The sequence below is a fragment of the Variovorax sp. GW821-FHT10B04 genome (assembly GCF_059415645.1).
The window spans coordinates 42,780-69,482 of the sequence record NZ_JBWKNQ010000008.1 but is presented as its reverse complement, the minus strand read 5'-3'; the positions used below and the strand labels follow the sequence as shown (position 1 = coordinate 69,482).

Annotated in this window: 27 protein-coding genes and 2 tRNA genes; 16 read left to right on the top strand and 13 right to left on the bottom strand. The window is 66.2% G+C overall.

Annotated features, from left to right (window positions below; translation table 11 throughout):
• Positions 1-10 precede the first annotated feature (10 nt).
• Positions 11-1,372 carry a 3-deoxy-D-manno-octulosonic acid transferase gene (locus AC07PZ_RS19885; protein WP_495296858.1) on the top strand — a complete coding sequence of 454 codons (1,362 nt, stop codon included), beginning with the start codon at positions 11-13 and terminating at the stop codon, positions 1,370-1,372.
• A gap of 11 nt (positions 1,373-1,383) precedes the next feature.
• Here AC07PZ_RS19885 and AC07PZ_RS19880 read toward each other — a convergent pair whose 3' ends face one another.
• Genes AC07PZ_RS19880 through AC07PZ_RS19865 form a run of 4 tightly spaced genes read right to left on the bottom strand, consistent with a single transcriptional unit; the run spans position 1,384 to position 4,583 of the window.
• A complete protein-coding gene (locus AC07PZ_RS19880) occupies positions 1,384-2,730 on the bottom strand; it encodes a TolC family outer membrane protein (RefSeq protein ID WP_495296857.1) in 1,347 nt (448 codons plus the stop codon).
• A 51-nt stretch (positions 2,731-2,781) separates the two neighbouring features.
• A complete protein-coding gene (locus AC07PZ_RS19875; protein WP_495296856.1) occupies positions 2,782-3,120 on the bottom strand; it encodes a rhodanese-like domain-containing protein in 339 nt (112 codons plus the stop codon).
• A 20-nt stretch (positions 3,121-3,140) separates the two neighbouring features.
• Positions 3,141-3,827 carry a protein-L-isoaspartate O-methyltransferase family protein gene (locus tag AC07PZ_RS19870; RefSeq protein WP_495296855.1) on the bottom strand — a complete coding sequence of 229 codons (687 nt, stop codon included), beginning with the start codon at positions 3,825-3,827 and terminating at the stop codon, positions 3,141-3,143.
• Between the two features lie 42 nt (positions 3,828-3,869).
• The gene (locus AC07PZ_RS19865; RefSeq protein ID WP_495296854.1) at positions 3,870-4,583 is read right to left on the bottom strand and encodes a TetR/AcrR family transcriptional regulator; all 714 of its coding nucleotides are present in this window, start codon (positions 4,581-4,583) and stop codon (positions 3,870-3,872) included.
• 175 nt (positions 4,584-4,758) lie between these two features.
• On the opposite strand from AC07PZ_RS19865, the gene msrA reads away from it, so the two are divergent.
• The 7 genes from msrA to AC07PZ_RS19830 all read left to right on the top strand — a co-directional run bounded on the left by msrA (position 4,759) and on the right by AC07PZ_RS19830 (position 10,174).
• On the top strand, positions 4,759-5,310 hold the full coding sequence (gene msrA / locus AC07PZ_RS19860; protein ID WP_495296853.1) for a peptide-methionine (S)-S-oxide reductase MsrA: 552 nt from the start codon (positions 4,759-4,761) through the stop codon (positions 5,308-5,310).
• A 22-nt stretch (positions 5,311-5,332) separates the two neighbouring features.
• Positions 5,333-5,770, top strand: coding sequence for a hypothetical protein (locus AC07PZ_RS19855; protein WP_495296852.1), 438 nt, complete (start codon positions 5,333-5,335; stop codon positions 5,768-5,770).
• A gap of 85 nt (positions 5,771-5,855) precedes the next feature.
• Positions 5,856-7,937 carry a TonB-dependent receptor gene (locus AC07PZ_RS19850; RefSeq protein WP_495296851.1) on the top strand — a complete coding sequence of 694 codons (2,082 nt, stop codon included), beginning with the start codon at positions 5,856-5,858 and terminating at the stop codon, positions 7,935-7,937.
• Between the two features lie 48 nt (positions 7,938-7,985).
• A complete protein-coding gene (locus AC07PZ_RS19845) occupies positions 7,986-8,942 on the top strand; it encodes an AEC family transporter (RefSeq protein WP_495296850.1) in 957 nt (318 codons plus the stop codon).
• A 92-nt stretch (positions 8,943-9,034) separates the two neighbouring features.
• Positions 9,035-9,397: a hypothetical protein gene (locus AC07PZ_RS19840; protein ID WP_495296849.1), complete on the top strand. Its 363-nt coding sequence runs from the start codon at positions 9,035-9,037 to the stop codon at positions 9,395-9,397.
• A 275-nt stretch (positions 9,398-9,672) separates the two neighbouring features.
• Positions 9,673-9,999: a hypothetical protein gene (locus AC07PZ_RS19835; RefSeq protein ID WP_495296848.1), complete on the top strand. Its 327-nt coding sequence runs from the start codon at positions 9,673-9,675 to the stop codon at positions 9,997-9,999.
• Between the two features lie 99 nt (positions 10,000-10,098).
• A tRNA-Thr gene (locus AC07PZ_RS19830) sits at positions 10,099-10,174 on the top strand.
• Positions 10,175-10,366: 192 nt separating this feature from the next.
• Here the strand turns inward: AC07PZ_RS19830 and AC07PZ_RS19825 are convergent.
• Positions 10,367-10,443 (bottom strand) — tRNA-Arg (locus AC07PZ_RS19825).
• 270 nt (positions 10,444-10,713) lie between these two features.
• Between AC07PZ_RS19825 and AC07PZ_RS19820 the strand changes: the two genes are divergently transcribed.
• The 3 genes from AC07PZ_RS19820 to dusA all read left to right on the top strand — a co-directional run bounded on the left by AC07PZ_RS19820 (position 10,714) and on the right by dusA (position 12,534).
• Positions 10,714-11,064 (top strand): hypothetical protein, encoded by a 351-nt coding sequence (locus AC07PZ_RS19820; protein WP_495296847.1) that lies wholly within the window; start codon positions 10,714-10,716, stop codon positions 11,062-11,064.
• Between the two features lie 111 nt (positions 11,065-11,175).
• Positions 11,176-11,328: a hypothetical protein gene (locus tag AC07PZ_RS19815; protein WP_495296846.1), complete on the top strand. Its 153-nt coding sequence runs from the start codon at positions 11,176-11,178 to the stop codon at positions 11,326-11,328.
• 216 nt (positions 11,329-11,544) lie between these two features.
• Entirely contained in the window at positions 11,545-12,534 is a 990-nt protein-coding gene (dusA, locus tag AC07PZ_RS19810; RefSeq protein WP_495296845.1) for a tRNA dihydrouridine(20/20a) synthase DusA, read from the top strand.
• A 13-nt stretch (positions 12,535-12,547) separates the two neighbouring features.
• Here the strand turns inward: dusA and AC07PZ_RS19805 are convergent, their stop codons facing one another.
• From AC07PZ_RS19805 to AC07PZ_RS19785, 5 genes are all read right to left on the bottom strand, one after another.
• On the bottom strand, positions 12,548-13,327 hold the full coding sequence (locus AC07PZ_RS19805) for an amino acid ABC transporter ATP-binding protein (protein ID WP_495296844.1): 780 nt from the start codon (positions 13,325-13,327) through the stop codon (positions 12,548-12,550).
• A gap of 2 nt (positions 13,328-13,329) precedes the next feature.
• Complete coding sequence (locus AC07PZ_RS19800) at positions 13,330-13,998, bottom strand: amino acid ABC transporter permease (protein WP_495296843.1); 669 nt, start codon at positions 13,996-13,998, stop codon at positions 13,330-13,332.
• Between the two features lie 10 nt (positions 13,999-14,008).
• Positions 14,009-14,851: a transporter substrate-binding domain-containing protein gene (locus AC07PZ_RS19795; protein WP_495296842.1), complete on the bottom strand. Its 843-nt coding sequence runs from the start codon at positions 14,849-14,851 to the stop codon at positions 14,009-14,011.
• A 58-nt stretch (positions 14,852-14,909) separates the two neighbouring features.
• A complete protein-coding gene (locus tag AC07PZ_RS19790) occupies positions 14,910-15,647 on the bottom strand; it encodes an SDR family NAD(P)-dependent oxidoreductase (protein ID WP_495296841.1) in 738 nt (245 codons plus the stop codon).
• 107 nt (positions 15,648-15,754) lie between these two features.
• Complete coding sequence (locus tag AC07PZ_RS19785) at positions 15,755-16,402, bottom strand: GntR family transcriptional regulator (RefSeq protein WP_495296840.1); 648 nt, start codon at positions 16,400-16,402, stop codon at positions 15,755-15,757.
• Between the two features lie 113 nt (positions 16,403-16,515).
• On the opposite strand from AC07PZ_RS19785, the gene scpA reads away from it, so the two are divergent.
• The 5 genes from scpA to AC07PZ_RS19760 are packed head-to-tail and all read left to right on the top strand — an operon-like array spanning position 16,516 to position 23,881.
• Positions 16,516-18,675: a methylmalonyl-CoA mutase gene (scpA, locus tag AC07PZ_RS19780; RefSeq protein ID WP_495296839.1), complete on the top strand. Its 2,160-nt coding sequence runs from the start codon at positions 16,516-16,518 to the stop codon at positions 18,673-18,675.
• Between the two features lie 2 nt (positions 18,676-18,677).
• The gene (gene meaB, locus AC07PZ_RS19775) at positions 18,678-19,748 is read left to right on the top strand and encodes a methylmalonyl Co-A mutase-associated GTPase MeaB (protein ID WP_495296838.1); all 1,071 of its coding nucleotides are present in this window, start codon (positions 18,678-18,680) and stop codon (positions 19,746-19,748) included.
• Positions 19,749-19,794: 46 nt separating this feature from the next.
• The gene (locus AC07PZ_RS19770; protein ID WP_495296837.1) at positions 19,795-21,327 is read left to right on the top strand and encodes an acyl-CoA carboxylase subunit beta; all 1,533 of its coding nucleotides are present in this window, start codon (positions 19,795-19,797) and stop codon (positions 21,325-21,327) included.
• 17 nt (positions 21,328-21,344) lie between these two features.
• The gene (locus tag AC07PZ_RS19765) at positions 21,345-23,396 is read left to right on the top strand and encodes an acetyl-CoA carboxylase biotin carboxylase subunit (RefSeq protein WP_495296836.1); all 2,052 of its coding nucleotides are present in this window, start codon (positions 21,345-21,347) and stop codon (positions 23,394-23,396) included.
• The gene (locus AC07PZ_RS19760; RefSeq protein WP_495296835.1) at positions 23,393-23,881 is read left to right on the top strand and encodes a VOC family protein; all 489 of its coding nucleotides are present in this window, start codon (positions 23,393-23,395) and stop codon (positions 23,879-23,881) included. The genes AC07PZ_RS19765 and AC07PZ_RS19760 overlap by 4 nt, the downstream gene beginning before the upstream one ends.
• A gap of 31 nt (positions 23,882-23,912) precedes the next feature.
• On the opposite strand, the gene AC07PZ_RS19755 is transcribed toward AC07PZ_RS19760, so the two are convergent.
• Genes AC07PZ_RS19755 through AC07PZ_RS19745 form a run of 3 tightly spaced genes read right to left on the bottom strand, consistent with a single transcriptional unit; the run spans position 23,913 to position 26,687 of the window.
• Positions 23,913-24,545, bottom strand: coding sequence for a LysE family translocator (locus AC07PZ_RS19755; protein ID WP_495296834.1), 633 nt, complete (start codon positions 24,543-24,545; stop codon positions 23,913-23,915).
• Entirely contained in the window at positions 24,542-25,192 is a 651-nt protein-coding gene (locus AC07PZ_RS19750) for an RnfABCDGE type electron transport complex subunit B (RefSeq protein ID WP_495296833.1), read from the bottom strand. Before AC07PZ_RS19750 ends, AC07PZ_RS19755 begins: the two co-directional genes overlap by 4 nt.
• Positions 25,182-26,687 carry a polyhydroxyalkanoate depolymerase gene (locus AC07PZ_RS19745; protein WP_495296832.1) on the bottom strand — a complete coding sequence of 502 codons (1,506 nt, stop codon included), beginning with the start codon at positions 26,685-26,687 and terminating at the stop codon, positions 25,182-25,184. Before AC07PZ_RS19745 ends, AC07PZ_RS19750 begins: the two co-directional genes overlap by 11 nt.
• Between the last annotated feature and the right edge of the window lie 16 nt (positions 26,688-26,703).

Here is a 26,703-nt window from a genome sequence, read left to right as displayed (position 1 = left end):
TCGGTCGGCTTTGCGTTCGCTGCTGCTGCGCCTCTATGGCGCGTTCACTTTCCTTGTCCAGCCGGTCGTGCGGCGCAAGTTGCGCAAGCGCGCCGTGGCCGAGCCCGGCTACGCGGTGGCGGTCGAGGAGCGTTTCGGCCACTACGACGCCGCGGCGACCGGCACCGGCTGGTGCTGGGTGCATGCCGTGTCGCTCGGCGAGTCGCGCGCCGCGGGCATCCTGATCGCCGAACTACGGCGCCAGCAGCCGGGCATTCCGATCCTGCTCACGCACGGCACGGCGACCGGCCGCGAGGAGGGCGCCAAGCTGCTCGAGCCCGGCGATCTGCAGGTCTGGCAGCCCTGGGACACGCCCGGCGCGGTCGATCGCTTTCTCACACGCTTCGCGCCGCGCATCGGCGTGCTGATGGAAACCGAGGTCTGGCCGGTGATGGTCGCTGCGTGCGCCGAGCGGCGCATTCCGCTGGTGCTGGCGAACGCGCGGCTCAATGCGAAGTCGCTCGCGTCCGCCGAGCGGCTCGGCTGGCTCGCGCGGCCGGCCTATTCGTCGCTGGCCGCCGTCTGGGCGCAGACCGAGGCCGACTCGCATCGACTGGTGTCGCTCGGCGCCAAGGTCGCAGGCGTGTTCGGCAATCTCAAGTTCGACGCCACGCCCGATGCGCGGCAGCTTGCGGCCGCGACGAAATTCCGCACGCAGCTGCCGAAGCCGCTGGTCGTGCTCGCGAGTTCGCGCGATGGCGAGGAGCAGATGTTCCTCGATGCGCTCAAGCGCTTCGGTGCGGGTGCGCCGCTGCCGCCCGAGCAGCCGGGCGTGCAGTCGATCGCGCGCCAGGTGGCGGGCGTGCAATGGATGATCGTGCCGCGCCATCCGCAGCGTTTCGACGAGGTGGCTGCGCTGATCGAATCGAACGGTTTCGGCGTCGCACGCCGCAGCACGGCGGGTGCGCCCGCGGAGCAGGAGATCTGGCTCGGCGATTCGCTCGGCGAGATGGCCCTTTACTACGGGCTGGCCGACGTCGCGATGCTGGGTGGCAGCTTTGCGCCGCTCGGCGGGCAGAACCTGATCGAGGCCGCGGCCTGCGGCTGCCCGGTGGTACTCGGGCCGTCGACCTTCAATTTCTCGGAGGCGGCCGAACTGTCGCTGGCCGCGGGTGCCGCCGTGCGGGTCACGAACATGGAGCAGGCCGTGAAGACCGCGCTCTCGCTGGTCGCCGACGCCTCGCGCCGTGAAGCCATGGCCGAAGCCGCGCTGGCCTTCGCATCGGCCAACCGCGGTGCTTCCGAGCGCACCGCGAAGGCGATCCTCGCGATCGCCGAATCGACGGTCGCCGCGCCGGTGCTCGACGACCGGCCCGAACCCAGCCTCGACTGAGGCCTGCTGCTTCAGCGTGCCGTCGCCAGTGTGAGGTTGATCGGCGCCAGATCGGACGCCGTCAGCGTGCCGTTGGCCTGCCGCAGCTTCAAATTGCCGAGCAGCACGTTGTAGCGCGCGAGCGCCAGGTCGCGCTTCGTCTGGTAGAGCTGGCTCTGCGAATTGAGCACGTCGATGTTGATCCGCACGCCGACCTGGTAGCCGAGCTTGTTAGCGTCCAGCGCACTCTGGCTCGACGCCTCGGCAGCTTCGAGCGCCTTCACCTGGCCGGCACCCGAGATCAGGCCGAGGTAGGCCGCGCGCGTGGCTTGCGTCACGTTGCGGCGCGTGGCTTCGAGCGTGGAGCGCGACTGGTCCTCGAGCGCCAGCGTCTCGCGGATGCGGTTCTCGGTGGCGAAGCCCGCGAACAGCGGCACGGTCAGCGTGACGCCGACCTGGGCACCGTTCACGCGCGTGCCGATGGTGGTCAGGTTCGTGCCTTCGGGGCTGCGCGTGACGCTGTAGCCGAGCGTGGCGTCGATGGTCGGCTTGTGCCCGGCTTCCGCCTTCTTCACTTCGAGCCCCGCGACATCGACGCCCAGCAGCGCCTGGCGGATGGCGGGGTGCACGCCTTCGGCCTGCATCACCCAGGCGTTCATGTCGGCTGGGTCGGGCGCGGGCAGGGCCACCGGCGTGGCGAGCGGCAGCGGCGCGCTGCCGGTGCGTCCGACCAGCTGGTCGAGCGCCAGCTTGCGCACCTGGAGTTCGTTCTCGGCGGCGATCTCCTGCGCGATCACGAGGTCGTAGCGCGCCTGCGCCTCGCGCGAGTCGGTCACGGTCGATGTGCCGACCTCGAAGTTGCGCTTGGCCGAGGCCAGTTGTTCGGCCACCGCGGCCTTCTGCGCACGCACCAGCCCGAGCGAGTCCTGGCTGCCCAGCACGTCGAAATAGGTTTGGCTCACGCGCACGATCAGGTCCTGGTCGGCGCTGGTCAGCACGGCTTCGGCGATCACGGCCTGGCGCTTGCCTTGCTCGTAGGTCGCCCAGTTGGCCGGCCGATAGAGCGGCTGCGACGCGTTGATGCCGACGGTCTGCGTCGTGTAGTCGCGTGGACCCGACGAGCGCGGCGCGCCCGCGATCACGTCGATGTCGAGATCGGTGCGCGAGGCGCTCGCGCTGGCCGCGACGCTCGGCAGGATGCCGGCCTTGGCTTGCGCGGCGCGGGCCACGCTGGCTTCGTACTGCGCGCGGGCGCCCTGGTAGGTGGCGTCATAGCTCCGTGCCGACTCGTACAGCTCGACCAGGCTCTGGCTGTGGGCCGGCAGGGCGAGCGCGGCGACGAGGGCCGCCGCGAGAGGAAGAAGTCGAGGCACGGGCATGAAGAGTCCTGGGGAGCGAAGAATCAGTAGCGCGGCACCGCCGCTTTCATCTCAGTAACGCGGCACCGCCGCGTCGTGCGTCGCGGACCAGGCGTCGATGCCGCCTGCCACGTTCGCCACATGTTCGAAGCCGTTCTGCACCAGGAAGGCGGCGACGCGCTGGCTGCGTGCGCCGTGGTGGCAGAGACAGGCGATGCGTTGTCCCGCGTCGAGTTCGGCCAGCCGGCCTGGAATCTCGTTCATCGGGACGGCCACCAGCGTGAAGCCCTCGGGCGCCACGCTGGCGGTCTGCAGTTCCCAGGGCTCGCGCACGTCGAGCAGCACCGGCGCTGCTGTGGCGTCGTGTGCGAACCAGGCGGCGAGGTCGGCGGGGCGGACTTGGTCGATCATGTCAGTGGCGTCCCGCCGGCTCAGAAGGCGAAGCGCGAGGGCTCGGGGAAGCCGAGCAGACGCGGTGCGATGGTGTCCCACGGCTGGATGGTTTCCCACTTGCCTTCGCTCACGCGCGTGACGAAATGCGCGCGCATCATCGGCTCCTCGCCGACGATCGCTGCGAGGCGGCCACCGACCTTGAGCGAACCCAGCAGGTTCTGCGGAATGCGGGCGACCGAGCCGCTCAGCACGATCACGTCGAAGCTCGGGCCGCTGGGCAGCGGCGTGGCGCCGTCGGCATTGCGCACCTCGACGTTGGTCACGCCGTTGCGTGCGAGCGTGGTGGCGGCGCGAGCGGCCAGCACCGGGTCGATCTCGAGCGACAGCACGCTGGCTGCGCGGTGGGCGAGCAGCGCGGCCATGAAGCCGGAGCCGGTGCCGATCTCGAGCACCGACTCGTGCTTCTGCACGTGCAGGTCCTGCAGCGTGCGGGCCTCGACGCGGGGCGACAGCATGATCTGGCCGGGCAGCGAGACGCCGTTGGCGCCTTCCAGCGGCAGCTCCATGTCGAAGAAGGCGAGGGCACGGTGCGCTTCGGGCACGTAGTCCTCGCGACGGATCTGCGCGAGCAGGTCGAGGATCTCGAGATCGAGCACGTCCCAGGGACGGATTTGTTGCTCGATCATGTTGAAGCGCAGTTGCGCAAGGCTGGCGGGGGTGTTCATAGGGGCTCTTTCCTTTTGTGGGCTCAGGACAAACCTTCAATTTTAGGCGCCGGGGGCGCCACGTTGGGGTTTGCCCGAGGTTGGGGCCCCCGGCTCGGCGAGCAGCCCGCGCAGCACGATGCCGGTCTGGACCGCCAGATAGGTTTCAGGGTCCAGTTCGGCCTGGCCGTCGATGCAGACGTTGACCGAGTGCTTCCACAGCATCAGGAAGAGCATCGGGGCGATCACGGCGTAGATCGCATGGTCGACGTCGATCGGTGCGAATTCGCCGCTGTCGATGCCGCGCCGCAGGATGCGGCGAATCAGGTCGTGCCCTGGATGGACCACCTGCTTGCGATAGAACTCCGCCAGCTCGGGGAAGTTGCGGCCCTCGCTCAGCATGAGCTTGGTCAGGCCGGAGGCCTTGGTGGATGCGACGCGCTCCCACCAGACGCGCATGCAGTAGCGCAGCATCTCGGCGGTGCTGCCTTCGAAAGCCTCGAATTCCTGGTTCCAGCCGGCGAAGAGGCTCGCGAGGTTCTCGACCACGACCGCCTTGAACAGCTCTTCCTTGCTCGGGAAGTACAGGAACAGCGTGCCCTTCGACACGCCGGCGCGGGCCGCGACTTCTTCGGAGCGCGTGGCGGCAAAGCCCTTTTCGACGAACAGGTCAAGGGCGGCCTCGAGCAACTCGCCAGGGCGCGCTTCCTTGCGCCGCTCGCGCTTGGCGCGCACCGGGCAGAGCTTGTCGGCGAGAAATCGGCGAGGTGAGGACATCGAGGCAGCGAGGGGAACGAACGGCAGAATTGACGGTGGTGATGCCAGGAACAGAAGAAACGGCGTTGGCAGAACTGCTACTGACTGACGGGTTAGTAATGTAGTGAGCTGCATCCGCTCCGTCAAGCCGCGACAATCACGGGCTCGCCTTTCTGCAACCTGCCGGAGCCACGCCATGTCCCAGTCTTCATCGTCGACCGAAACCATCACCTTGGGTGGTGGTTGCTTCTGGTGCACCGAAGCGGTGTTCGATCGCGTGCAGGGCGTGGTGGACGTGGAGTCCGGCTATTGCAATGGCGAGGTGATCAATCCGAGCTACGAGCAGGTCTGCACCGGCCGTACCGGACATGTCGAGGTCGTCAAGGTGGCGTTCGACACGGCGCAGATCTCGCTGCGCGAGATCCTCGAGATCTTCTTCGTGATCCATGATCCGACGACGTTGAACCGCCAGGGCAACGACGTCGGCACGCAATACCGCAGCGGCATCTACACCACCAGCGATGCGCAGAAGCAGGTTGCCGAATCGGTGATCCGCGAGATCGCCGACAGCGGCACCTACCGCGCGCCGATCGTGACCGAGGTCGTGCCGCTCGCCAATTACTCGACCGCCGAGGCTTACCATCAGGACTATTTCCTGAATCACCCGAACCAGGGCTACTGCGCCTTCGTGGTTGGCCCGAAGGTCGAGAAGTTCCAGAAGACCTTCGCGGCCCGGGTGAAGTCCTGATCCGCTGATCTTTCGTCCTCGCGTGCATCGTTCCTCCGTCGTCTTCCCTCGCCACCCGGCTGCGCTGATCCTTGCGCTGGCCGTGGCGCTGTGGCTCGCCTCGACGCTGGGGCTGGTGCACCGCACGCTGCACGTGCCCGGGCTGAATCCGCCGGCCACCTTGCAGTCCGCGACGCCGGCCAGCCTGGCCGACGTTGCAGCGTCCGCCGTTGTCGACAGCATCGTGAAGCGCGAACCCTTGCGGCATGCGCCGCACGGGCTTGCCGTGCTGTTCGGCGATCACTCGGATGCCGACTGCCGTCTCTACGACCAGTTGGCGCACGGCACGGCGATGCCGGCCGTACCTTTCGTCGCATTGCCGGTGTCGTTGCCGGCCGCCACCTTCGCGTGGCTGCAGGGCGAAATCTTCGCCCGCTGGGTCGCGCTGCTGCGTGCCCGCGGCCCGCCCTCGGCTCGCTGAATCTTCCTGTCAGGTTTCACGGTTCGCCGCACCCGGTTCACGGGTGCGGCGCGCTGCCCTATCGATTCAACGAGTCTTCATTCCCATGTCTTTCCGATTCCATCGCAGCGCTGTCGCGCTGGCCGCCGCTTCCGCCCTGTCCCTCCTGGCCTGGCCCGCCCTTGCACAGAGCGACGCCACCGCGCCCAGCCTGAAGGAGGTCACCGTCACCGGCAACCCACTGGGCGCCACGGAGCTGATCGCGCCCACCGACAAGCTGCAGGGCGACGCCTTGCTGCTGCGCTCCGACTCGACGCTGGGCGAAACGCTCAACAACATGCCCGGCGTGAGCAGCAGCTACTTCGGCCCGAACGCCAGCCGGCCGATCGTGCGCGGCCAGGACGGCGACCGCATCCGCATCCTGCAGAACGGCGGCACCGCGCCCGACGCGTCGGCGTTGAGCTACGACCATGCGGTGCCGGTCGACGCCTTGGTCACCGAGCGCATCGAAGTGCTGCGCGGCCCGTCGGCGCTGCAGTACGGCGGCAGCGCCGTCGGCGGCGTGGTCAACGTCATCGACAACCGCATTCCGAGCGAGCCGCTGAACGGCTTCGGCGGCCGTGCCGACATGGGCTACGCGACCGGCAACAAGGAGAAGAGCGGCGGCGTGGTGCTCGAAGGCGGCAACGACCGCTATGCGCTGCACGTCGATGCCTTCGACCGGAAGTCCGACGACGTGTCGGTGCCGGTCGATCTCGAATGCGCCAAGCCCGGCTCGCCCACGCTGGCGCGCAAGATCTGCAACTCCGCCAACAGCGCGCATGGCGGCGCGATCGGCGGCAGCCTGTTCTTCGATCAGGGCTGGATCGGCGCATCGGCCAGCACCTACCGCAGCACCTACGGCACCGTGGCCGAGGACGACGTGACCATCGGCATGCAGTCCGACCGTTACGCGCTGGAAGGCGAATGGCGTCCGGGCGGCTTCTTCACCAGCGTGCACGCCAAGCTCAGCCACACCGACTACAGCCATACCGAGTACGAGGGCGCCCAGGCTGGCACCACCTTCGCCAACAAGAGCGACGACCTGCGCATCGAGGCGCGCCACCAGAAGATCGGCAACGTCGAAGGGCTGATCGGCTTCACGAGCGAACGCGGCCGCTTCTCGGCCGACGGCGAAGAAGCCTTTGCACCGCACAGCCTGACGCAGTCGAATGCGTTGTTCCTGCACGAAGAGCTCGCGACGTCCTGGGGTCGCTTGAGCTTCGGTGCGCGCACGGAGCAGACCAAGGTCACGTCCTTCGGTTATCCGGACGATCTGTCGATCACGCGTTTTGCGACCGGCGAGCGCAGCTTCAACCCGCACAGCGCGGCCTTCGGCGCACTGGTGAACGTGGCGCCGCAATGGCAGCTGACGTCGAACCTCGCATACACCGAGCGCGCGCCCAAGGACTACGAGCTGTTCGCCAACGGCCCGCACGTCGCAACCGCGGCATGGGAGCTCGGCGACGACACATTGCAGAAGGAGCGTTCGCTCGGCCTGGATGTGGGCGCGCAATGGAAGTCGGGCGCGAACACGGCGCGGGTGAATGCCTACGTCACGCGCTTCCGCAACTACATCGGCCTGACCGCGACCGGCAATCAGCTCGACGAGGAGGGCGCTCTCGCGGCGCCCGGCGCCAGCGACACGTTGGCCGAGTACGTCTACAACGGCGTGCGCGCGCGCTTCACGGGCATCGAGGCCAGCGGCAATCTGCAGTTGCTCGGCGCCGACGGTTTCTCGCGCGCGGCCGATGGCTCGACACTCGACCTCGAATGGCGCGGCGACCTGGTGCGCGCGACCAACACCGACACGGGCGAACCGCTGCCGCGCATCTCGCCGCTGCGTGTGGGCGCGACGCTGGCCTATGGCAACGGGCCGTGGGGCGCGCGCTTCGGTTTCGACAGCTATGCCGCGCAACACCGCGTGCCTGCCGAGGGCGATCGCGAGACGTCCGGCTACACGCTCTGGAACGCCGCGTTCACCTACCGCATGAAGGCGGGCGGGGCCAACCTCACCTGGTATGCGCGGCTGGACAACCTGACGAACCGATTGGCCTACAGCGCGACGTCGATCCTGACGACCACCGTCTATCCGGCCGCGCCGCTGCCGGGCCGCTCGCTCAAGGTCGGACTGCGCGCGACCTTCTGATGTCCGATTGATCGTTTTCGCCGCGGCGCGGCGGGTATCCTCGCCGCGGTGAACTCATCGGTCGTTTCCTCTCTCCTGCCTGTCGTCCTGCTGATCGCCGTCGGCTTTTTCGCGGGGCGCATGCGATGGGTCGGTGGCGGTGCCGTCCGTGATCTGTCGAACCTGATCTTCCTGCTGCTCGCGCCGGCGCTGTTGTTCCGCGCGATGAGCACCGTGCAGGTCCAGCAACTGAGCCTCAAGCCGGTTGCCGCATATTTCATCGGTGCCGGCCTCATCTTCGTCGTCACCATCGCCTGGCGCGGCTTCAACCGCACGTCGGCTGTGCTGGCACTGGCCAACACTTACAGCAACACCACGATGATCGGCATTCCGATCATCAGCCTGGCCTATGGGGCGGAAGGCATGGTGCTGCTGCTGACCCTGATCTCGCTGCATTCGCTGGTGCTGATGACGGGCGCGACGCTGCTGATCGAACTGGCCGTTGCCAACGAGCAGGCGGCGAGGCATGGCGGGAGCCGCTCCATGCGCTCCACGCTGCGCACTGCCGGCCGCGCATTGCGCAATGCCATCATCCATCCGGTTCCGTTGCCGATCATCGCGGGGCTGTTGTTTGCGCAGACCGGGCTCACGATGCCTCCTTTCCTGGACACGCCGATCCTGCTGCTGGGCCAGGCCTTCACGCCGGTGGCGCTGGTCATGGTCGGCATCACGCTGGCGCTGACCCGTGTCGGGGAGCATTGGCGCAGCGCGCTGCAACAGGTCGCGATCAAGAATCTGGTGCACCCGTTGCTCGTGTTCGGCGCAGGCTGGTTGCTGGGCGTGCGAGGGTTCCAGCTGGCCGTCATGACATTGGCCGGCGCGTTGCCGATGGGCGCGAACGTGTTCCTGTTCTCGCAGCGCTATCGGACGGCAGAGGAACTGGTGACCGCAAGCGTCGTGGTCTCGACCGGGCTGGGCTTGTTGACCGTGTCCATCGTGTTGGCGCTGACACAGCTGTTGCTGTAGGTATCCGCCGACATGCCGTTGCGCAGACGGCCGATGCAGCAGCTTCTTCGGCGCGGTTCTGCTCCTCGGGATAAAACCGACGGAGACAACCCATGACGCGTGAAGCGATTTTTTGTTTCGACACGGCGACCGTGCGATTCGCCATTTACCCGGACGGCTTTGACGGCGCTCGGGTCATTGCCCAGATCAGCGAATTTCCATTGCGCGATCTCTTTGGTGCCGATGGCGGCGGCGACACGTTGATTGCCGCCTATGACCGCCATGCACAGGCCATCGACGCTGCAGCGCTGCGCTGCTATCGCGCCGACACCCGCAAGCCGATCGTGCTGCAGACAGCGGACTTCGCGCTGGAATCTGTCCATCTGCCGGATCGGCGGACGCCTGTCGTGCCGAGTCGCGTGGAAGTTACCCGACCTGCTGCCAATCACGTTCTGCCGTCCACGCTCGCGGCCTGATGGCGTGAGCCGGTGGCGATGGTCGGTTCGTCTGCGCAGGCGGTCCGGCGTTTTCTTGACGACAGGCGAGGCTTCAGGTGCCTGCCGCGAATCTCTTGATGGGTGGGGTGCGGGCTCTCGGGCTCTTTCAGGCAGGCCAAGCGCTCGACCGTAATGAGACCCTTGCTTTGGGCAATCGCCCTGCAGCATTCCTGGAGGCAGCTGGCAGTCAGTAACCGTAATTTACACTTGCGAGCACTGATCCCCATTTCTTGCCCACTCTGAAGGAGTTGCCAGTGGCTGGCCTCGAATTTCCAACCCAAAAGAAACCCGAAGCACAGTCCGCCGAAAGTGCGTTCGGCGGGTTGCCCACGCCCGCCTGGGCAATGGCAAAACCGAAGGCTGCCGCTGCAGAGAAAAAGCAAGATGCAGCGCCTTCCAAGAAGTCTGCCGGATCCGGCAAGCCGAAAGTCGAGAAGGAAAAACTGCGACACGCCTTCGGTGCAGTCTTGACGCTCGAAGCATTGCTGGCGTTGGTGGCCGTTGCCGCTTTTGCCATCGTGATCGCGCTGGTCTGCTGGTTCTGGCCTGATCTCAACTGGATGATCCGGCAGTACCTCTGAGGAGGTCGGCGGCAGATCCGATGCCGACGTCATCGGGCACTTCACTTGGCATGGCTCGCGCCGGAATGCTGAAAAAGATGATGTATAATCGAAGACTTAGCCGGTGTAGCTCAGTCGGTAGAGCAGCTCATTCGTAATGAGAAGGTCGGGTGTTCGATTCATCTCTCCGGCACCAATATAGATAAAGTCTTGTCACCATCAATCGATGGCGACAAGACTTTTTTTTGGCCGAAACAAAAGCGCGCGATGGGTTTCGGGCTTCGGGTTTTGGCGAGCGTGAATATTGGCCATGGCAGCTCAACGCATTTGCGAAAGATGCAGGCTTGCTGATGACGCTGATGGGATTCAAATAAATCGGCGATTTATTTGGCCTGTCCGGAGGGGATCGAACCCCCGACATTCGGCTTAGAAGGCCGATGCTCTATCCAACTGAGCTACGGACAGGTAATTGGTGCGAACACTTCGGGTTACCGAAATATCGTTGATGCGTATTGGCCGCAGACGACATCTGCGCGGCGGTGCGATTCTAACGTCGGCTCCCCTGTCGTCCGGCTTCTCTCAGTCCGCGGCCCGTCGAGGAGCGACAATTCTTCCTGTCTCTCTAGGAGCATCGGCTTGCATCGAACTGAAATCCAATCAGGCAGGAGAAGAGCGGCGTGGGTCGTGGCGACGGCCGCGCTGCTTCTCGCGGGCTGTGCCGCGCCGGTGAGCACCATGGCCGATTTGCGTTCGCCGCAACATGCGACCGGAGGTGTCGCGATTGCATGCGGCAGCTACATGCAACTGGCGCGCTACTGGAACGACAGTGCGCGGACCAATGGATCGGGAAAGGCCGTCGGCTCGCTGAACGTGGTGCTGGCCGATGGCCGTGCGGAGATCACGATCGGCAGCGGCCCGTACTACGGCCTCATCGAACTCAAGGACCTGGGGCGCAACACAACCCGCGTCACGAGCTATGCGAGCGGCATGGCCGGTGCGCAGATACTGGTCTGGCGTCATCAGATCCTGGCGGCACATCAAGCAGCGCCGGGCCTGGTCACCTGTCCGTCGGCCGCGGATGTGTGAAACCCAAGTGCGCGGTGTATGCCTACGTCGGGTCGCCTCGGTGCTTCTTAGCGTCCATGGTGCTGCAGTCGCGTGACTGCTGTCCCTTCAACTTCATGGAGTCGCATCGACATGACCAAACCCCAACCGTCGCCGGACGATCCGGCCCAACTGCCCGTTGAACCCGAATTTCCCACCGACGAGCATGGCGACAAGCCAGGTTCCGAGGACGGCGAACCAGGGTTGGACGAGAACGCGGCCGGCTTCGTGAAGCCCCGGCTTTGAGCAGGGTGTGCGCCGGGCCGAAGCCGCGCTGAACGAGGTCGCGGAAGTCGATCAGGTCGTCGAACTGCACGTGTGCGACCTGCCGTTCCGCAGCCCATGGCCCTGCGTACGCCGACGAGGCGCGTCTGATGGAAAATGCCGATGACGGTTCCGGTGGCGCGTGTATCCGCCATCCTCGAATCGAACCCAACCCTCAACGACATTCCAATGGACCTCATGACACACGCCGCTGACCGCGTCTCCGTGGCGCCGATGATGGACTGGACTGATCGGCATTGCCGCTATCTCCATCGACTCCTCACACAACGCGCGCTGCTCTACACCGAGATGGTCACGACTGGCGCATTGGTGCACGGTGATGTGCCGCGCCATCTGCGTTTCAACATCGAGGAGCACGCCGTGGCGCTGCAGCTCGGCGGCAGCGAACCGGCCGACCTGGCGCATTGCGCGCGCCTGGGCGAAACCTGGGGCTACGACGAGATCAACCTGAACTGCGGCTGTCCGAGCGAGCGCGTGCAGCGGGGCGCTTTCGGCGCCTGCCTGATGAACGAGCCTCAACTCGTGGCCGATTGCGTCAAGGCGATGGTCGACGTGACCGCGCTCCCGGTCACGGTCAAGCACCGTATCGGCATCGACAAGTCCGAGAGCTATGAGTTCGTGCGCGACTTCGTCGGAACGGTCAGCGAAGCGGGATGCAGGACTTTCATCGTGCACGCGCGCAATGCATGGCTCAAAGGCCTGTCGCCCAAGCAGAACCGCGAAGTTCCGCCGCTGCGTTATGAAGTCGTGCATCGCCTGAAGCACGATTTCCCCGCGCTGCGTTTCTCGATCAACGGTGGCATCGCGCAAAGCGGCCAGGTGCACGCGCAGCTGCGTCTGCTCGACGGTGTCATGGTGGGCCGCGAGGCGTACCACAATCCGTGGTGGCTGGCCGAATGGGACACGGCGTTCTTCGGCGAGCCGACGCGCGCGTTGTCACGCGAAGATGTCGAGCGCCAGATGTGCGACTACATGGTCCTCGAGGCCGCGAGACACGGCACGCCGTGGTCCAACATCGCGCGCCACATGCTCGGCTTGCGCAACGGCCTGCCGGGCGCTCGCCGCTGGCGCCAGGTCTGGAGCGATCACAGGCTCAAGCAGCTCGATCCGCATGCCGTGATGGCCATGGCCCACATGCCGAGCGGAGCGGAGGCGGAGATCGCCTGAGGTTCAGGCCGGCTCAGGCGGGAGCCGAGCGGTCTTCGTGAAAGCGCGCCAGGAAGGCCCGCGTGGCTTCTTCGTTCGGTGCGTCGATGACCTGGCGGGCCGGGCCACACTCGACGATCACGCCGTCACGCATGAAGGCCACCTGGTCGGCCACCTCGCGCGCGAACGACATCTCGTGCGTGACGATCAGCATGGTCATGCCGTCCTCGGCCAGTACCTTGATGACGCGCAGCACCTCGCCGACGAGTTCGGGGTCGAGGGCGGATGTCGCTTCGTCGAACAGCATCACCTGCGGTTCCATCGCCAGCGCCCGCGCGATGGCGACGCGCTGCTTCTGCCCGCCCGAGAGCCGGTCGGGCCAGGCATCGGCCTTGTCGAGCAGTCCCACCTTGTCGAGCAGCGCGCGCGCGCGGAGTTCGGCCTGGGCCTTGGGCACTTTCAGGACCGTGACCGGTCCCTCCATCACGTTGCCGAGCACCGTCATGTGCGGAAACAGGTTGAAGTGCTGGAAGACCATGCCGGTGCGCGCGCGAAAGCCCGAGAGCACGGCATCCTTGGGCAGCCGCGTGGCGGCGCCCTTGAAGGTGAGCGCCTGATCGCCGACCCGCACCATGCCTTCGTCGGGCACGGTCAGCAGGTTCAGGCAGCGCAGGAGTGTCGACTTGCCGGAGCCCGACGGCCCGATCAGCGCGACGACCTGGCCCTTGTCGACGGTGAGCGACACGTCGCGAAGCACAGGGTTGTCGCCGAATCGCTTGCCGAGGTGGCTGACCTCGATCATGGGAGTGCTCATGGTCATGCGTGCGCCGTGTTCGACAGCCGGCTTTCCGTGCGCTTGACCAGGATGGTGGCTGGCAGCAGCACGAGAAAATAGGCGATCGCGACGACGGTATAGGTTTCAAGCGGCCGGTAGGTTTCGTGCGCGATGCTCTGGCCCTGGTAGAGCAGGTCGGGCAGGGCCAGCACCGACAGCAGCGACGTGTTCTTGAGCTGGAGGATCGATTGGTTCAACAGCGGCGGCACCATGCGGCGCAAGGCCTGCGGCAGCACCACGCGGCGCATCATCTGAAAATGCCGCATGCCGAGCGCCCGGGCCGCTTCGGTCTGCCCGGGGTCGATGGAGATGATCCCGCCGCGGATGATTTCCGAGTAGAACGAGCTGCCGTACAGCGACAGCGCCAGGATCGCTGCCAGGGCCGCCGAGATCTGGATCCCGGTGAGCACCGGCAGCGCGTAATAGAACCACACCAGCTGTACCAGCACCGGCGTGCACCGGAACACCTCGACGTAGCCGCGCAGCGGCGCCCGCACCCACGCGTGGCGCGAGAGCCGGCCCATGGCGACGATCAGCCCGATCGACAGGCCCAGCAGCGTACAGATGACCGTGTAGGCCGCCGTGTAGCCCAGGCCGAGAAGGAGCAGCTTGCGGAAGCCCCAGAGAAATTCGAAGTCCCAGTGGTACACGGTGGTCCGGTCAGAAGCTGATTTCGCTGGGTACCTGGTCCGGCTTCACGCCCGACAGCGTCTGCATGTTCGACAGCACGACGTCCTTGACCTTGCCGCTCGCACGCGTCTGGGCGATCCACTTGTTGACGTACTCGACCCATTGCCGGTCCGTTTCCTTGCGGAAGCCGAGGTTGGTGGTGGTGGCCTGCGTGGGCGTCGGCAGCACGATGTGGCCGACGCTCGGGTTCTTGCTGACCACCGTGAGGGCCAGCACGACGGCGAGCACCTGGGCGTCGGCACGGCCGGTCTGCAGCGCCAGCGTGGCGTCGGCCGCCTTCTCGAGCCGGATGATCTGCGCGTTGGGACACATCTTGGTGACGACCTGGTCGTGCGACGAGCCGATGTCGACGGCGATCTTCACATCGGGCTTGTTCATCTCGTCCCAGGTCTTGGGGCTGAAGCCCTTGCGCGCGACGAGCACGAAGGCGTTGTTGAACAGCGGGTCGGAAAAGTCGACCACCAGCGCGCGCGCGGGCGTCGGGTTGAGGCCGAAGAACACGTCGATCTTGTTCGCCTGGAGATCGAGCACCGAATTGCCCCAGGTCGTCTCGTTGATCTCGAGCTTGACGTTCAGGCCGGCCGCGAGGCTCTTGCCGAAGTCGATCATGAAGCCCTGCCACTCGCCCGAGGCGAGGTCCTTGTGATAGTAGGGCGCCGCGCCTGCGACTGCGCCCATGCGCAGCACCTTGGTGCGGTTGATGCGCGCCCAGGCGCTCTCGGTGGTGTCGGTCTGCGCCAGCGCCTGCATGGCCCAGGTGCCTGCGGTGCCGGCTGCGGCGATGCCGGCCAGGAAGTGACGACGGTTTGTCATGAGTTTGTTCTCCATCGGGTTGAAAAAAGGTGAAGGGACCGGGGCGTCAGCCCCGTTGTCAGAGTGTCATGCCGCCATCGACATGAAGCACTTGGCCCGTGATGTAAGCGGCCTCCGCGCTCAGCAGGAAGGCGATGGGTGCCGCAATGTCGTCGGGTGTGGCCAGGCGTCCTGCCGGAACGCGGGTCAGGGCCTGCTGCCACTGGGCGTCCGTGAGCGCTCCCTTGTTCGGGCGGTCCTTGCGCACGTAGCCCGGTGCGACTGCATTGACGGTGATGCCGCGCGAAGCGTTTTCTGCCGCGGCCGCCCGGATCAATGCCTCCACGCCGGCCTTGGCGGCAGCCGTGGCGGGAAAGGTGGACGCGCCCAGCGTGAAGCGGTGCGCGACGAACGAACTCACGGCCACGAAGCGGCCCTGGCCGGATTTTTCGAGCAGCGGCAGGCTCTTGCGCAGCAGGCCGGCCAGCGAGACCACCATGGTCCGCAGCGAGCGTTCGAGCGCATCGTCGTCGAGCTCTGCAAGCGACCTGCGATCCGCGAAGCCGGCATTGGCGACAACGCCACGCAATCCGCCAAGGGTTTGCGCCGCATCGATGAGGGCGTCCGTCGTCGATGCGGCCGCCATGTCGCCGATCACCACGGTGCTGCGCACGGCACGGCATTCCGCCGCCAAGGCCTCGGCCGCTTCCCGTTGACTGCCGGTGTGGATCACCAAGTCGATGCCTTGGGCGGCAAGACGCCTGCAAGTCGCGGCTCCGATTCCGGACCCCGCACCCGTCACGACCACGCTACTCATTCGAAGCTGCTTTCTGTTTGCGGGCGCACATCGCAACGCCGCAAGCTGATGAAGCAAGTATTGTGCAAGGAGTCCGGCGGCCCCGGTAAGCCGGGTAGACCCCGGACTCAGGCCGCGGCTTCGAGCCCGCTGCTGAAGTGCTCCCGCATGCGGGCCATGGCCGCATCGGGATCCCTGGCCACCAGCGCCGCCATGAGCGCGCGATGCTCCTTGAGCGACTCGTCGATGCGGCCCGACTTCAGCAGCGAGTTGTGGCGATTGAGCTTCATCACCTTGCGCAGGTCCGCCACCATCTGATCGCGCCATCGGTTGTTGGCGATGGCGAGCAGCTGCATGTGGAAGCGCTCGTTGATCGCGAAGAAGTGCTCCCGGTCGACATGCCCGGGGACCGCCGCGGCCTCGAGCTCGGCGTGCAGCGCCTGCAGGGACGCCAGCTGCGCCGGCGTCGCCTGGACAGCGACGACGCTTGCCGCATCGCTCTCCAGCAGCGACAGCAGGTGGTAGACGTCGGCCAGATCCTGCTGCGACACCTCCGTCACATACGCGCCGCGGCGCACCTTCATCGTCACCAGGCCTTCGGCGGCCAGCACCTTGAGCGCTTCGCGCAGTGGCGTGCGGCTGATGCCGTATTCCTCGGCGATCTTCAGTTCATCGATCCAGCTGCCCGGCTCCAGCTCTCGGCTGAAGATCCGCTGGCGCAGCAGTTCGGCTACCTCTTCGTAGAGCGCGCGGGGGGTGAGGGTGGCGGCGGACATGGCCCGAATGTACCGCACGAAATCCGTTTGAATTAATAATTACGAATGGTTAGACTCGTGGAAAACCAGCACGGACAACGACGCGCTCCATCCGGAAAAGCACAAGAGACGCCATGAGCACACCCGAACCTACCTTCAAGACTTCCGACCTCGACGCCTGGGCCAAGGCGGCCGCCAAGTCCGCGCCGGGCGGCAATGTGGAGGCGCTGAACTGGATCACGCCCGACGGCATCCGCGTCAAGCCGCTCTACACCGCGGCCGACCTGCAGGGGCTGAAGTACACCGACACGCTGCCCGGTTTCGAGCCCTACCTGCGCGGCCCGCAGGCCACGATGTACGCCGTGCGGCCCTGGACGATCCGCCAGTACGCCGGTTTCTCGACCGCCGAGGAATCGAATGCGTTCTATCGCAAGGCGCTGGCTGCGGGTGGCCAGGGCGTGTCGGTCGCCTTCGACCTGGCGACCCACCGCGGCTACGACAGCGACCACCCGCGCGTGACCGGCGACGTCGGCAAGGCCGGCGTGGCGATCGACTCGGTCGAGGACATGAAGATCCTGTTCGACCAGATCCCGCTCGACAAGGTGAGCGTGTCGATGACCATGAACGGCGCCGTGCTGCCGGTGCTGGCGGGCTATGTGGTCGCGGCCGAGGAACAGGGCGTGGCGCAGGACCAGTTGAGCGGAACCATCCAGAACGACATCCTCAAGGAGTTCATGGTCCGCAACACCTACATCTTTCCGCCCGCGCCGAGCATGCGGATCATCGGCGACATCATCGAGTACACGGCGCAGAAGATGCCGAAGTTCAACTCGATCTCGATCAGCGGCTACCACATGCAGGAAGCCGGCGCCAACCAGGCGCTGGAGCTGGCCTTCACGCTGGCCGACGGCAAGGAATACGTGAAGACGGCGTTGTCGAAGGGCCTGAACGTCGACGACTTCGCCGGCCGGCTCAGCTTCTTCTGGGCCATCGGCATGAACTTCTACCTCGAAGTCGCCAAGATGCGCGCCGCGCGCCTGCTGTGGTGCCGGATCATGAAGGAGTTCAACCCGAAGACCGCCAAGAGCCTGATGCTGCGCACGCACTGCCAGACCTCGGGCTGGTCGCTGACCGAGCAGGACCCGTACAACAACGTCGTGCGCACCACCATCGAGGCCATGGCCGCAGTGTTCGGCGGCACGCAGAGCCTGCACACCAATGCGCTCGACGAAGCCATCGCGCTGCCAACCGAGTTCAGCTCGCGCATCGCGCGCAACACGCAGCTGATCATCCAGGAAGAGACCCACATCACGAACGTGATCGACCCGTGGGCCGGCAGCTACATGATGGAGAAGCTCACCCAGGACATGGCCGATGCCGCCTGGACCATCATCGAAGAGGTCGAGGCGATGGGCGGCATGACCAAGGCGGTCGACAGCGGCTGGGCCAAGCTCAAGATCGAGGCCGCTGCGGCCGACAAGCAGGCGCGCATCGACTCCGGCAAGGACGTCATCGTCGGTGTCAACAAGTACAAGCTCAAGACCGAAGATGCGATCGACAGCCTGTCGATCGACAACATGAAGGTGCGCGACAGCCAGGTCGCCAAGCTGAAGGCGATCCGCGAGACGCGCGACTCGGCGGCCGTGCAGAAGGCGCTCGACGCGCTGACCGTCGCGGCCGAGAGCGGCGAGGGCAACCTGCTCGCGCTGAGCATCGACGCGGTGCGGCTGCGCGCAACGGTCGGCGAGATCAGCGATGCGCTGGAAAAGATCTACGGCCGCCATCGCGCCGACACGCAGAAGGTGACCGGCGTCTACGCGGCTGCCTACGACTCGGCCGAAGGCTGGGAAGCGCTGCAGCACGAGATCGCCGCCTTTGCCGAAGAGCAGGGCCGTCGTCCGCGCGTGATGATCTCCAAGCTCGGCCAGGACGGGCACGACCGCGGCGCGAAAGTCGTGGCGACGGCCTTTGCCGACCTCGGCTTCGACGTCGACATGGGCCCGCTGTTCCAGACGCCGGAAGAATGCGCGCGCCAGGCGATCGAGAACGACGTGCATGCGGTGGGCGTGAGCACGCTCGCGGCCGGCCACAAGACGCTGGTGCCCGCGATCATCGAGGAGCTCAAGAAGCAGGGCGCCGACGACATCATCGTGTTCGTCGGTGGCGTGATCCCGCGCGGCGACTACGACATGCTGTACGAGGCCGGCGTGAAGGGCATCTATGGCCCCGGCACGCCGATTCCGGCGAGCGCCAAGGACGTGCTGGAACAGATCCGCGCGGCAGTTGCCGCCTGACCATGCCGGTGGTTCAACCTCCCGTCACGGCGGACGGGCTGCTCGCGGCTCAAGGACCGCAGCAGCGTCGTGCAATCGCCAAGGCGATCACGCTGCTCGAGTCGACCCGCGCCGACCATCGTGCGCAGGCCGACGAGCTGCTGACGGCGCTGTTGCCGCACACGGGCAAGTCATTCCGCCTCGGCATCTCGGGTGTGCCCGGCGTGGGCAAGTCGACCTTCATCGAGACGCTCGGGCTCTTCCTGATCGCGCAGGGGCATCGCGTCGCGGTGCTCACCATCGACCCGTCGTCCACCGTCTCCGGTGGCTCGATCCTCGGCGACAAGACGCGCATGGAGCGGCTGTCGGTGCACGAGCAGGCCTACATCCGGCCGAGCCCGTCGTCGGGCACGCTCGGCGGCGTGGCCGAGAAGACGCGCGAGGCGATGCTGGTCTGCGAGGCCGCGGGCTACGACATCGTGATCGTCGAGACTGTCGGCGTCGGCCAGAGCGAAACGGCCGTTGCCGGCATGACCGACATGTTCGTGCTGATGCAGTTGCCCAATGCCGGCGACGACCTGCAGGCGATCAAGAAGGGCGTGATGGAGATCGCCGACCTGGTCGTCATCAACAAGGCCGACATCGACCGCGACGCCGCGACGCGTGCGCAGGCGCAGATCACGTCGGCGCTGCGGCTGTTCGGCCACCATGGCAATCCGGCGCACGCCCACGCCATGCAGGTTGCGCATGCGGCGCCCGGATCGCCCGAGGCCGAGGTCCGCTTCTGGCTGCCGCAGGTGATGCAGCTGAGCGCGCTGGTCGGTACCGGTGTCGACGCGTTCTGGGCCGCGGTCACGCAGTTCAAGGCGCTGCAGTCGGCCAACGGCCGGCTCTCGACGCGCCGTGAGAAGCAGGCGCTCTCCTGGATGTGGGAGCGCATCGACGCCGGCCTGAAACAGGCCTTTCGCCAGCATCCCCAGGTGCGGGCGCTGCTGCCGGACACGATCGCGCAGGTCGCGGCCGGCCGGCTGCCCGCATCGACCGCCGCGCGTAACCTGCTCGCTGCACAAGCGGCGGGCGCCCAGGTTTTTTGAGACAGAGACAAGCCACCCTTCCGATTCATCTTCCCGACTGAATGCCATGAAAGAAATCCTCGAACAACTCGAAAAGCGCCGCGCTCAGGCCCGGCTTGGCGGTGGCCAGAAGCGCATCGACGCGCAGCACAAGAAGGGCAAGCTGACGGCGCGCGAGCGCATCGAACTGCTGCTCGACGACAACACTTTCGAAGAGTGGGACATGTTCGTCGAGCACCGCTCGACCGACTTCGGCATGGCCGAGCAGAAAATTCCGGGCGATGGCGTGGTCACCGGCTACGGAATGATCAACGGCCGGCTGGTCTTCATCTTCAGCCAGGACTTCACGGTGTTCGGCGGTGCGCTCTCCGAGGCCCACGCCGAGAAGATCTGCAAGGTGATGGACCAGGCCATGAAGGTCGGCGCACCGGTGATCGGCCTCAACGACTCGGGCGGCGCCCGCATCCAGGAAGGCGTGGCCTCGCTCGGCGGCTATGCCGACGTGTTCCAGCGCAACGTGATGGCCTCGGGCGTGGTGCCGCAGATCAGCATGATCATGGGCCCCTGCGCGGGCGGCGCGGTGTACTCGCCGGCCATGACCGATTTCATCTTCATGGTGCGCGACAGCTCGTACATGTTCGTGACCGGCCCGGAAGTCGTGAAGACCGTGACGCACGAGGACGTGACCGCCGAAGAACTCGGCGGTGCCCTCACGCACACGACCAAGAGCGGCGTGGCCGACATGGCCTTCGAGAACGACGTCGAGGCGCTGATGATGCTGCGCCGCCTCTACAACTACCTGCCGCTGAACAACCGCGAGAAGCCGCCGGTGCGCCCGAGCGGCGACCCGGCCGACCGCGCCGACCTGTCGCTCGACACGCTGGTGCCGGACAACGCGAACAAGCCCTACGACATGAAGGAGCTGATCAGCAAGGTGGTCGACGACGGCGACTTCTTCGAACTGCAGCCCGACTATGCGAAGAACATCGTGATCGGCTTCGCGCGCATGGAAGGCCAGAGCATCGGCATCGTCGCCAACCAGCCGCTGGTGCTGGCGGGATGCCTCGACATCAAGAGCTCGATCAAGGCAGCGCGCTTCGTGCGCTTCTGCGATGCCTTCAACATTCCGGTCGTGACCTTCGTCGACGTGCCCGGCTTCATGCCAGGCACTTCGCAGGAGTACGGCGGCATCATCAAGCACGGCGCCAAGCTGCTGTACGCATACGCCGAGTGCACGGTGCCAAAGATCACCGTGATCACCCGCAAGGCCTACGGTGGTGCCTATGACGTGATGGCGTCGAAGCACCTGCGCGGCGACGTCAACCTCGCCTGGCCACGCGCCGAGATCGCCGTGATGGGTGCGAAGGGCGCCGTCGAGATCATCTTCCGCGAGGACAAGAACGACCCCGAAAAGCTTGCTGCGCGCGAGGCCGAATACAAGGCCCGCTTCGCGAATCCGTACGTGGCGAGCACGCGCGGCTACATCGACGACGTGATCCTGCCAAGCGAGACGCGCAAGCGCATCTGCCGCTCGCTGGTGATGCTGCGCGAGAAGAAGCTCGAGAACCCGTGGCGCAAGCACGGCAACATCCCACTTTGAGCACGGAGACGAAGAACATGTTCAAGAAAATCCTGATCGCCAACCGCGGCGAAATCGCCTGCCGCGTCATCAAGACCGCGAAGAAGATGGGCATCCTAACGGTGGCCGTCTATTCCGATGCCGACAAGGACGCGCGCCACGTCGAGCTGGCCGACGAGGCCGTGCACATCGGCGGCGCTGCGAGCCGCGACAGCTATCTCCAGGCCGATCGCATCATCGCGGCCTGCAAGAAGACCGGCGCCGAAGCCGTGCATCCCGGCTACGGCTTCCTGTCGGAGAACGAGGCCTTCGCGCGCAAGGTCGAGGAAGAAGGCATCGTCTTCATCGGACCCAAGCACTACTCGATCGCGGCCATGGGCGACAAGATCGCCTCGAAGAAGCTGGCGAACGAGGCCAAGGTCAACACCATCCCGGGATGGAACGAAGCCATCGAGACCGCCGAGCGCGCGGTCGAGATCGCCAGGGACATCGGCTACCCCGTGATGATCAAGGCCTCGGCCGGCGGCGGCGGCAAGGGCCTGCGCGTGGCCTTCAACGACAAGGAAGCGTTCGAGGGCTTCACGTCCTGCCGCAACGAGGCACGCAACAGCTTCGGCGACGACCGCATCTTCATCGAGAAATTCGTCGAGGAGCCGCGCCACATCGAGATCCAGGTGCTCGGCGATTCCCAAGGCCACGTCATCTACCTGAACGAGCGCGAATGCTCGATCCAGCGGCGCCATCAGAAGGTGATCGAGGAAGCACCATCGCCCTTCATCAGCGACGAGACGCGCAAGGCGATGGGCGAGCAGGCCGTGCAGTTGGCCAAGGCCGTGAAGTACCAGAGCGCGGGCACGGTGGAGTTCGTGGTCGGCAAAGACCAGAGCTTCTACTTCCTCGAGATGAACACGCGCCTGCAGGTGGAGCACCCGGTGACCGAGTGCATCACCGGCCTCGACCTCGTCGAGCTGATGATCCGTGTCGCGGCCGGCGAGCCGCTGCCGCTCGCGCAGGCCGACGTGAAGCGCAACGGCTGGGCGATCGAATGCCGCATCAACGCGGAAGACCCGTTCCGCAACTTCCTGCCGTCGACCGGCCGCCTGGTGAAGTTCCAGCCGCCCAAGGAGACGATGTTCTCGGCCGACACCGAACATCTCTACGGCGTGCGTGTCGACACCGGCGTCTACGACGGCGGCGAGATCCCGATGTTCTACGACTCGATGATCGCCAAGCTGATCGTGCATGGGCGCGACCGCAACCATGCGATCGCGATGATGCGCGAGGCACTCAACGGCTTCGTGATCCGCGGCATCAGCAGCAACATCCCGTTCCAGGCGGCGCTGCTCGCGCATCCGAAGTTCGTCACGGGCGACTTCAACACGGGCTTCATCGCCGAGCATTACGGCAAGGGCTTCCATGCCGAAGACGTACCGCACGACGACCCGAGCTTCCTCACGGCGCTGGCCGCCTTCATGCATCGCCGCTACCGGGCGCGTGCGTCGGGCATCAGCGGGCAGCTCGAAGGCCACGGCGTGAAGGTTGGCGAGAAGTTCGTCGTGGTGACGCTGGGCGCCGAAGGCAAGCACGTGCACACGCCGGTGTCGGTGACGGACTTCGTCGGCACGACCGGCGCGAGCGCCGTGCAGGTCGGCGACAAGAGCTACCGCATCGTCAGCAGCGCCGCCCTGGGCAGCGTGCGCGTCGCGGGAACGGTCGACGAGAAGCCGTTCGTGGCGCAGGTCGAGCGCGGGGCCGGCAAGAACCCGCTGGCGCTGCGGATCTCGCACAACGGCACGCAGATCGAGGCGATGGTGCTGTCGCCGCTCGGCGCACGCCTGCAGGAACTGATGCCCTACAAGGCGCCGCCGGACCTGAGCAAGTTCCTGATGTCGCCGATGCCCGGGCTGCTGGTCGAAGTGGCGGTACAGCCGGGCCAGCAGGTGCAGGCCGGCGAGAAGCTGGCCGTCATCGAGGCGATGAAGATGGAGAACGTGCTGTTCGCCACGCAGGACGGTGTGGTCGGCAAGATCTCGGCGTCGAAGGGCGAGTCGCTCGCGGTCGACCAGATCATCCTGGAGTTCGCGTCGTGAGCGGCCCGCGTCCGTTCAAGGTGCTGGGCATCCAGCAGATCGCCATCGGCGGCCCGGACAAGCTGCGGCTGCAGAAGCTGTGGGTCGACATGCTCGGCCTGGAAGTCACCGGCACCTTCAAGAGCGAGCGCGAGAACGTCGACGAGGACATCTGCGCGATGGGCACCGGCCCGTTCAAGGTCGAGGTCGACCTGATGCAGCCGCTCGATCCCGACAAGAAACCGGCCGTGCACACGACGCCGCTGAACCACGTCGGCCTGTGGATCGACGACCTGCCCAGGGCGGTCGAATGGCTCACCGCCAATGGCGTGCGCTTTGCACCAGGCGGCATCCGCAAGGGCGCCGCGGGCTTCGACATCTGCTTCCTGCATCCGAAAGCGAACGAGGAGTTTCCGATCGCGGGCGAAGGCGTGCTGATCGAGATGGTCCAGGCGCCGGCGGAGGTCGTGAAGGCCTTCGAGGCCCTCGCGCTGGCACCGGCCTGATCCCGGGCGGCGTTGCGACGTGTCGCGCGCTTCAGGCGCCGGGGCGGCGCCAGATGGCCAGCGTGCCGGCCAGCAGCCACATGCCTGCGGCGCAGCTGCGGTTCAACACGCGCAGGCTGCGCCTGGAAAGCCATCGCACGGCCTGCGTGCCGGCTGCGGCATAGGCCATCATGATCAGCACGTCGATGCTGATGAAGATCGCGCCTAGCACCGCGTACTGCGCGCCCTGCGGCCGGGCCGTGTCCACGAACTGCGGCAGGAAGGCTGCGAAGAACAGCAGCGACTTCGGGTTCGACAGCGCCACCGCCAGGCTCTTGGCGAGTGCACGGCGGCCTTGCGGCGCCGAATGGTTCTCTGCCAGCGTGCGATCGACATCGGCGGGTTCGCTGCGCCAGAGCCTGTAGCCCAGCCAGGCCAGGTAGGCAACGCCGGCAACGCGCAATGCATCGAACAGCCAGGCGGACACCGCCAGCAGTGACCCGAGTCCCAGCGCGACGGTACTGATCACGATGACGCTGCCGAGCGTTGCGCCGGCAATGCCCCAGCTGGCGCGTCGCATGCCGCCACCGATGCCGTTCGACAGCGCGAGCAGCATCGTCGGGCCGGGCGTTGCCGCCAGAAGAAAGGCCGTGGCGGTGTAGATGGCGAGGGTGTCGATGGTCATGGCGTTCCCTTGGCGTGGCCGGATTTGGCGGCACGAGCGCGTGCCAGCGCGGCTTCGACGATCGACCGCTTGCGCTGTTCCGCGTCGGTGTCTCCGGCTTCCGGCGTGGTGGGCGGCACGGCCGCTTTTTTCCGACGTGCCGTGTGGGTGGCGTAGCGGCGTCGCGCCGCGTCGGCTTGCGGTTGCGACCAGGCCTGCCAACCCTTCCGGCCAGGGCTTGCGTCCTCCAGCGAGATGCAATCGACCGGGCAGACCGGGATGCACAGTTCGCAACCCGTGCAATGCGCTTCGATCACGGTGTGCATGCGCTTGTGGATGCCGAGGATCGCGTCGGTCGGGCAGGCGTCCAGGCACAGCGTGCAGCCGATGCACCAGGCCTCGTCGATCACAGCCATGGCCCGCGGTCCTTCAAGTCCGAAGCTCGGGTCGAGTGCCTCGGCGGGTCGGCCCGTCAGTCGTGCGAGCCGCGCGATGCCTTCCTCGCCGCCGGGTGGGCAGCGGTTGATGGCGGCCCCCTCGTCGGCGATGGCTTCTGCATAGGCGTGGCAGTCCGGATAGCCGCAGCGCGTGCACTGCGTCTGCGGCAGTGCATCGTCGATGCGCGCGATCAGCGCCGCATGCAGCGGCGCGGTGGTGCTATCCGGCACTCCGCGGGGCAGCGGTGGCGCGCTTGCGCGAGGGCTGCTTCCTGGCGGCGGCCTGGGTGGCCTTGGTCTTCTTCTCCGGTGCGGTGTTCAGTTCGGCCGGCGCGGCCTTGGCTGCGGCAGCGGTCTTTCGTGCCGCCCTGGGTGCGGCCTTGCGCGCAGGCGACGTAGGCGATTTCTCGATCGGATCTTCTGCGCTCACTTCGATGGCCGGCGTCGACGCGCGCGTCTGCGGCGCATCGTGGGCGGCGATGAAGGCCTGCACGCGCGGGTAGGTGATCTCGCGCCAGCGGCGGCCACTGAAGATGCCGTAGTGGCCGGCGCCCTTGACTTCGAGGTGCTCGCGCTGATCGGCCGGAATGCCCGGGCACAGGTCGTGCGCAGCCTGCGTCTGCCCCGAACCCGAGATGTCGTCGAGCTCGCCTTCGACCGTCAGCAGCGCCGTTGCGCGGATGTCCTGTGGCCGAACGCGTTCGCGCGAGCCATCGGCCGCCTTGACGTCCCACGTGCCCTGTACGAGCAGGAATTCCTGGAACACGGCGTGGATGGTTTCGAGGTAGTAGTCCGCGTCCATGTCGAGCACAGCGTTGTACTCGTCGTAGAACTTGCGGTGCGCTTCGGCACTCGCGTCGTCGCCCTTGATCAGATCCTTGAAGTAGTCGTAGTGGCTGGTTGCATGGCGGTCCGGGTTCATCGCGACGAAGCCGGTGTGCTGCAGGAAGCCCGGATACACGCGTCGGCCTTCGCCGGGAAAGCCTTGCGGCACGCGGTAGATCACGTTGTTCTCGAACCACTCGAAGCTCTTGTTCATCGCCAGGTTGTTGACCGCCGTGGGCGACTTGCGCGCGTCGATCGGGCCGCCCATCATGGTCATCGACAACGGCGTCTGCTCGCCGCGGCTGGCCATCAGCGACACCGCCGCGAGCACCGGCACGGTCGGCTGGCACACGCTGATCACGTGGCAGTTGCCGTATTCGTGCTGCAGGTGGCGGATGAACTCTTCCACGTAATGGATGTAGTCGTCCAGGTGGAATTCACCTTCCGACAGCGGCACGGTGCGTGCGTTCTTCCAGTCGGTGATGTAGACCTTGTGGCCGCGCAGCATGGTGCGCACGGTGTCGCGCAGCAGGGTCGCGTAGTGGCCCGACAGCGGCGCGACGATCAGCACCACCGGCTGCTTCTTCAGTACGTCGAGCGTGTCCGGATCGTCGGTGAAGCGCTTGAAGCGCAGCAACTGGCAGAACGGTTTGTCGACGTCGACCACCTCGTGGATCACCACGTCGGTGCCGTCGACCTCGACCGTGTCGATGCCGAAAGCCGGCTTCTCGTAGTCCTTGCCCAGGCGGTAGAGCAGGTCATAACCTGCCGCCATGCGCTGGGCGAGCGGGCTCTGCGCCAACGGCGAGATGTTGTTGCTGAACAGCTTGGACGCAGCCTGCGCAAAGTCCGTGAACGGCTCCATCAGCGACCGCTGGGCTTCGTAGAGTTGATAGAGCATGGTGTGTTTCCGGTTG

Excerpts from the sequence above, each read along its gene's own strand:
- AC07PZ_RS19745 (WP_495296832.1), bottom strand. The coding sequence starts at position 26,687 with ATGCTCTATCAACTCTACGAAGCCCAGCGGTCGCTGATGGAGCCGTTC.
- AC07PZ_RS19865 (WP_495296854.1), bottom strand. The coding sequence starts at position 4,583 with ATGTCCTCACCTCGCCGATTTCTCGCCGACAAGCTCTGCCCGGTGCGC.
- AC07PZ_RS19815 (WP_495296846.1), top strand. The coding sequence starts at position 11,176 with ATGACCAAACCCCAACCGTCGCCGGACGATCCGGCCCAACTGCCCGTT.
- AC07PZ_RS19785 (WP_495296840.1), bottom strand. The coding sequence starts at position 16,402 with ATGTCCGCCGCCACCCTCACCCCCCGCGCGCTCTACGAAGAGGTAGCC.
- AC07PZ_RS19870 (WP_495296855.1), bottom strand. The coding sequence starts at position 3,827 with ATGAACACCCCCGCCAGCCTTGCGCAACTGCGCTTCAACATGATCGAG.
- AC07PZ_RS19765 (WP_495296836.1), top strand. The coding sequence starts at position 21,345 with ATGTTCAAGAAAATCCTGATCGCCAACCGCGGCGAAATCGCCTGCCGC.
- meaB (WP_495296838.1), top strand. The coding sequence starts at position 18,678 with ATGCCGGTGGTTCAACCTCCCGTCACGGCGGACGGGCTGCTCGCGGCT.
- AC07PZ_RS19770 (WP_495296837.1), top strand. The coding sequence starts at position 19,795 with ATGAAAGAAATCCTCGAACAACTCGAAAAGCGCCGCGCTCAGGCCCGG.
- AC07PZ_RS19875 (WP_495296856.1), bottom strand. The coding sequence starts at position 3,120 with ATGATCGACCAAGTCCGCCCCGCCGACCTCGCCGCCTGGTTCGCACAC.
- AC07PZ_RS19795 (WP_495296842.1), bottom strand. The coding sequence starts at position 14,851 with ATGACAAACCGTCGTCACTTCCTGGCCGGCATCGCCGCAGCCGGCACC.
- AC07PZ_RS19820 (WP_495296847.1), top strand. The coding sequence starts at position 10,714 with ATGGCCGATTTGCGTTCGCCGCAACATGCGACCGGAGGTGTCGCGATT.
- scpA (WP_495296839.1), top strand. The coding sequence starts at position 16,516 with ATGAGCACACCCGAACCTACCTTCAAGACTTCCGACCTCGACGCCTGG.
- AC07PZ_RS19840 (WP_495296849.1), top strand. The coding sequence starts at position 9,035 with ATGACGCGTGAAGCGATTTTTTGTTTCGACACGGCGACCGTGCGATTC.
- AC07PZ_RS19805 (WP_495296844.1), bottom strand. The coding sequence starts at position 13,327 with ATGAGCACTCCCATGATCGAGGTCAGCCACCTCGGCAAGCGATTCGGC.
- msrA (WP_495296853.1), top strand. The coding sequence starts at position 4,759 with ATGTCCCAGTCTTCATCGTCGACCGAAACCATCACCTTGGGTGGTGGT.
- AC07PZ_RS19790 (WP_495296841.1), bottom strand. The coding sequence starts at position 15,647 with ATGAGTAGCGTGGTCGTGACGGGTGCGGGGTCCGGAATCGGAGCCGCG.
- AC07PZ_RS19850 (WP_495296851.1), top strand. The coding sequence starts at position 5,856 with ATGTCTTTCCGATTCCATCGCAGCGCTGTCGCGCTGGCCGCCGCTTCC.
- dusA (WP_495296845.1), top strand. The coding sequence starts at position 11,545 with ATGACACACGCCGCTGACCGCGTCTCCGTGGCGCCGATGATGGACTGG.
- AC07PZ_RS19755 (WP_495296834.1), bottom strand. The coding sequence starts at position 24,545 with ATGACCATCGACACCCTCGCCATCTACACCGCCACGGCCTTTCTTCTG.
- AC07PZ_RS19880 (WP_495296857.1), bottom strand. The coding sequence starts at position 2,730 with ATGCCCGTGCCTCGACTTCTTCCTCTCGCGGCGGCCCTCGTCGCCGCG.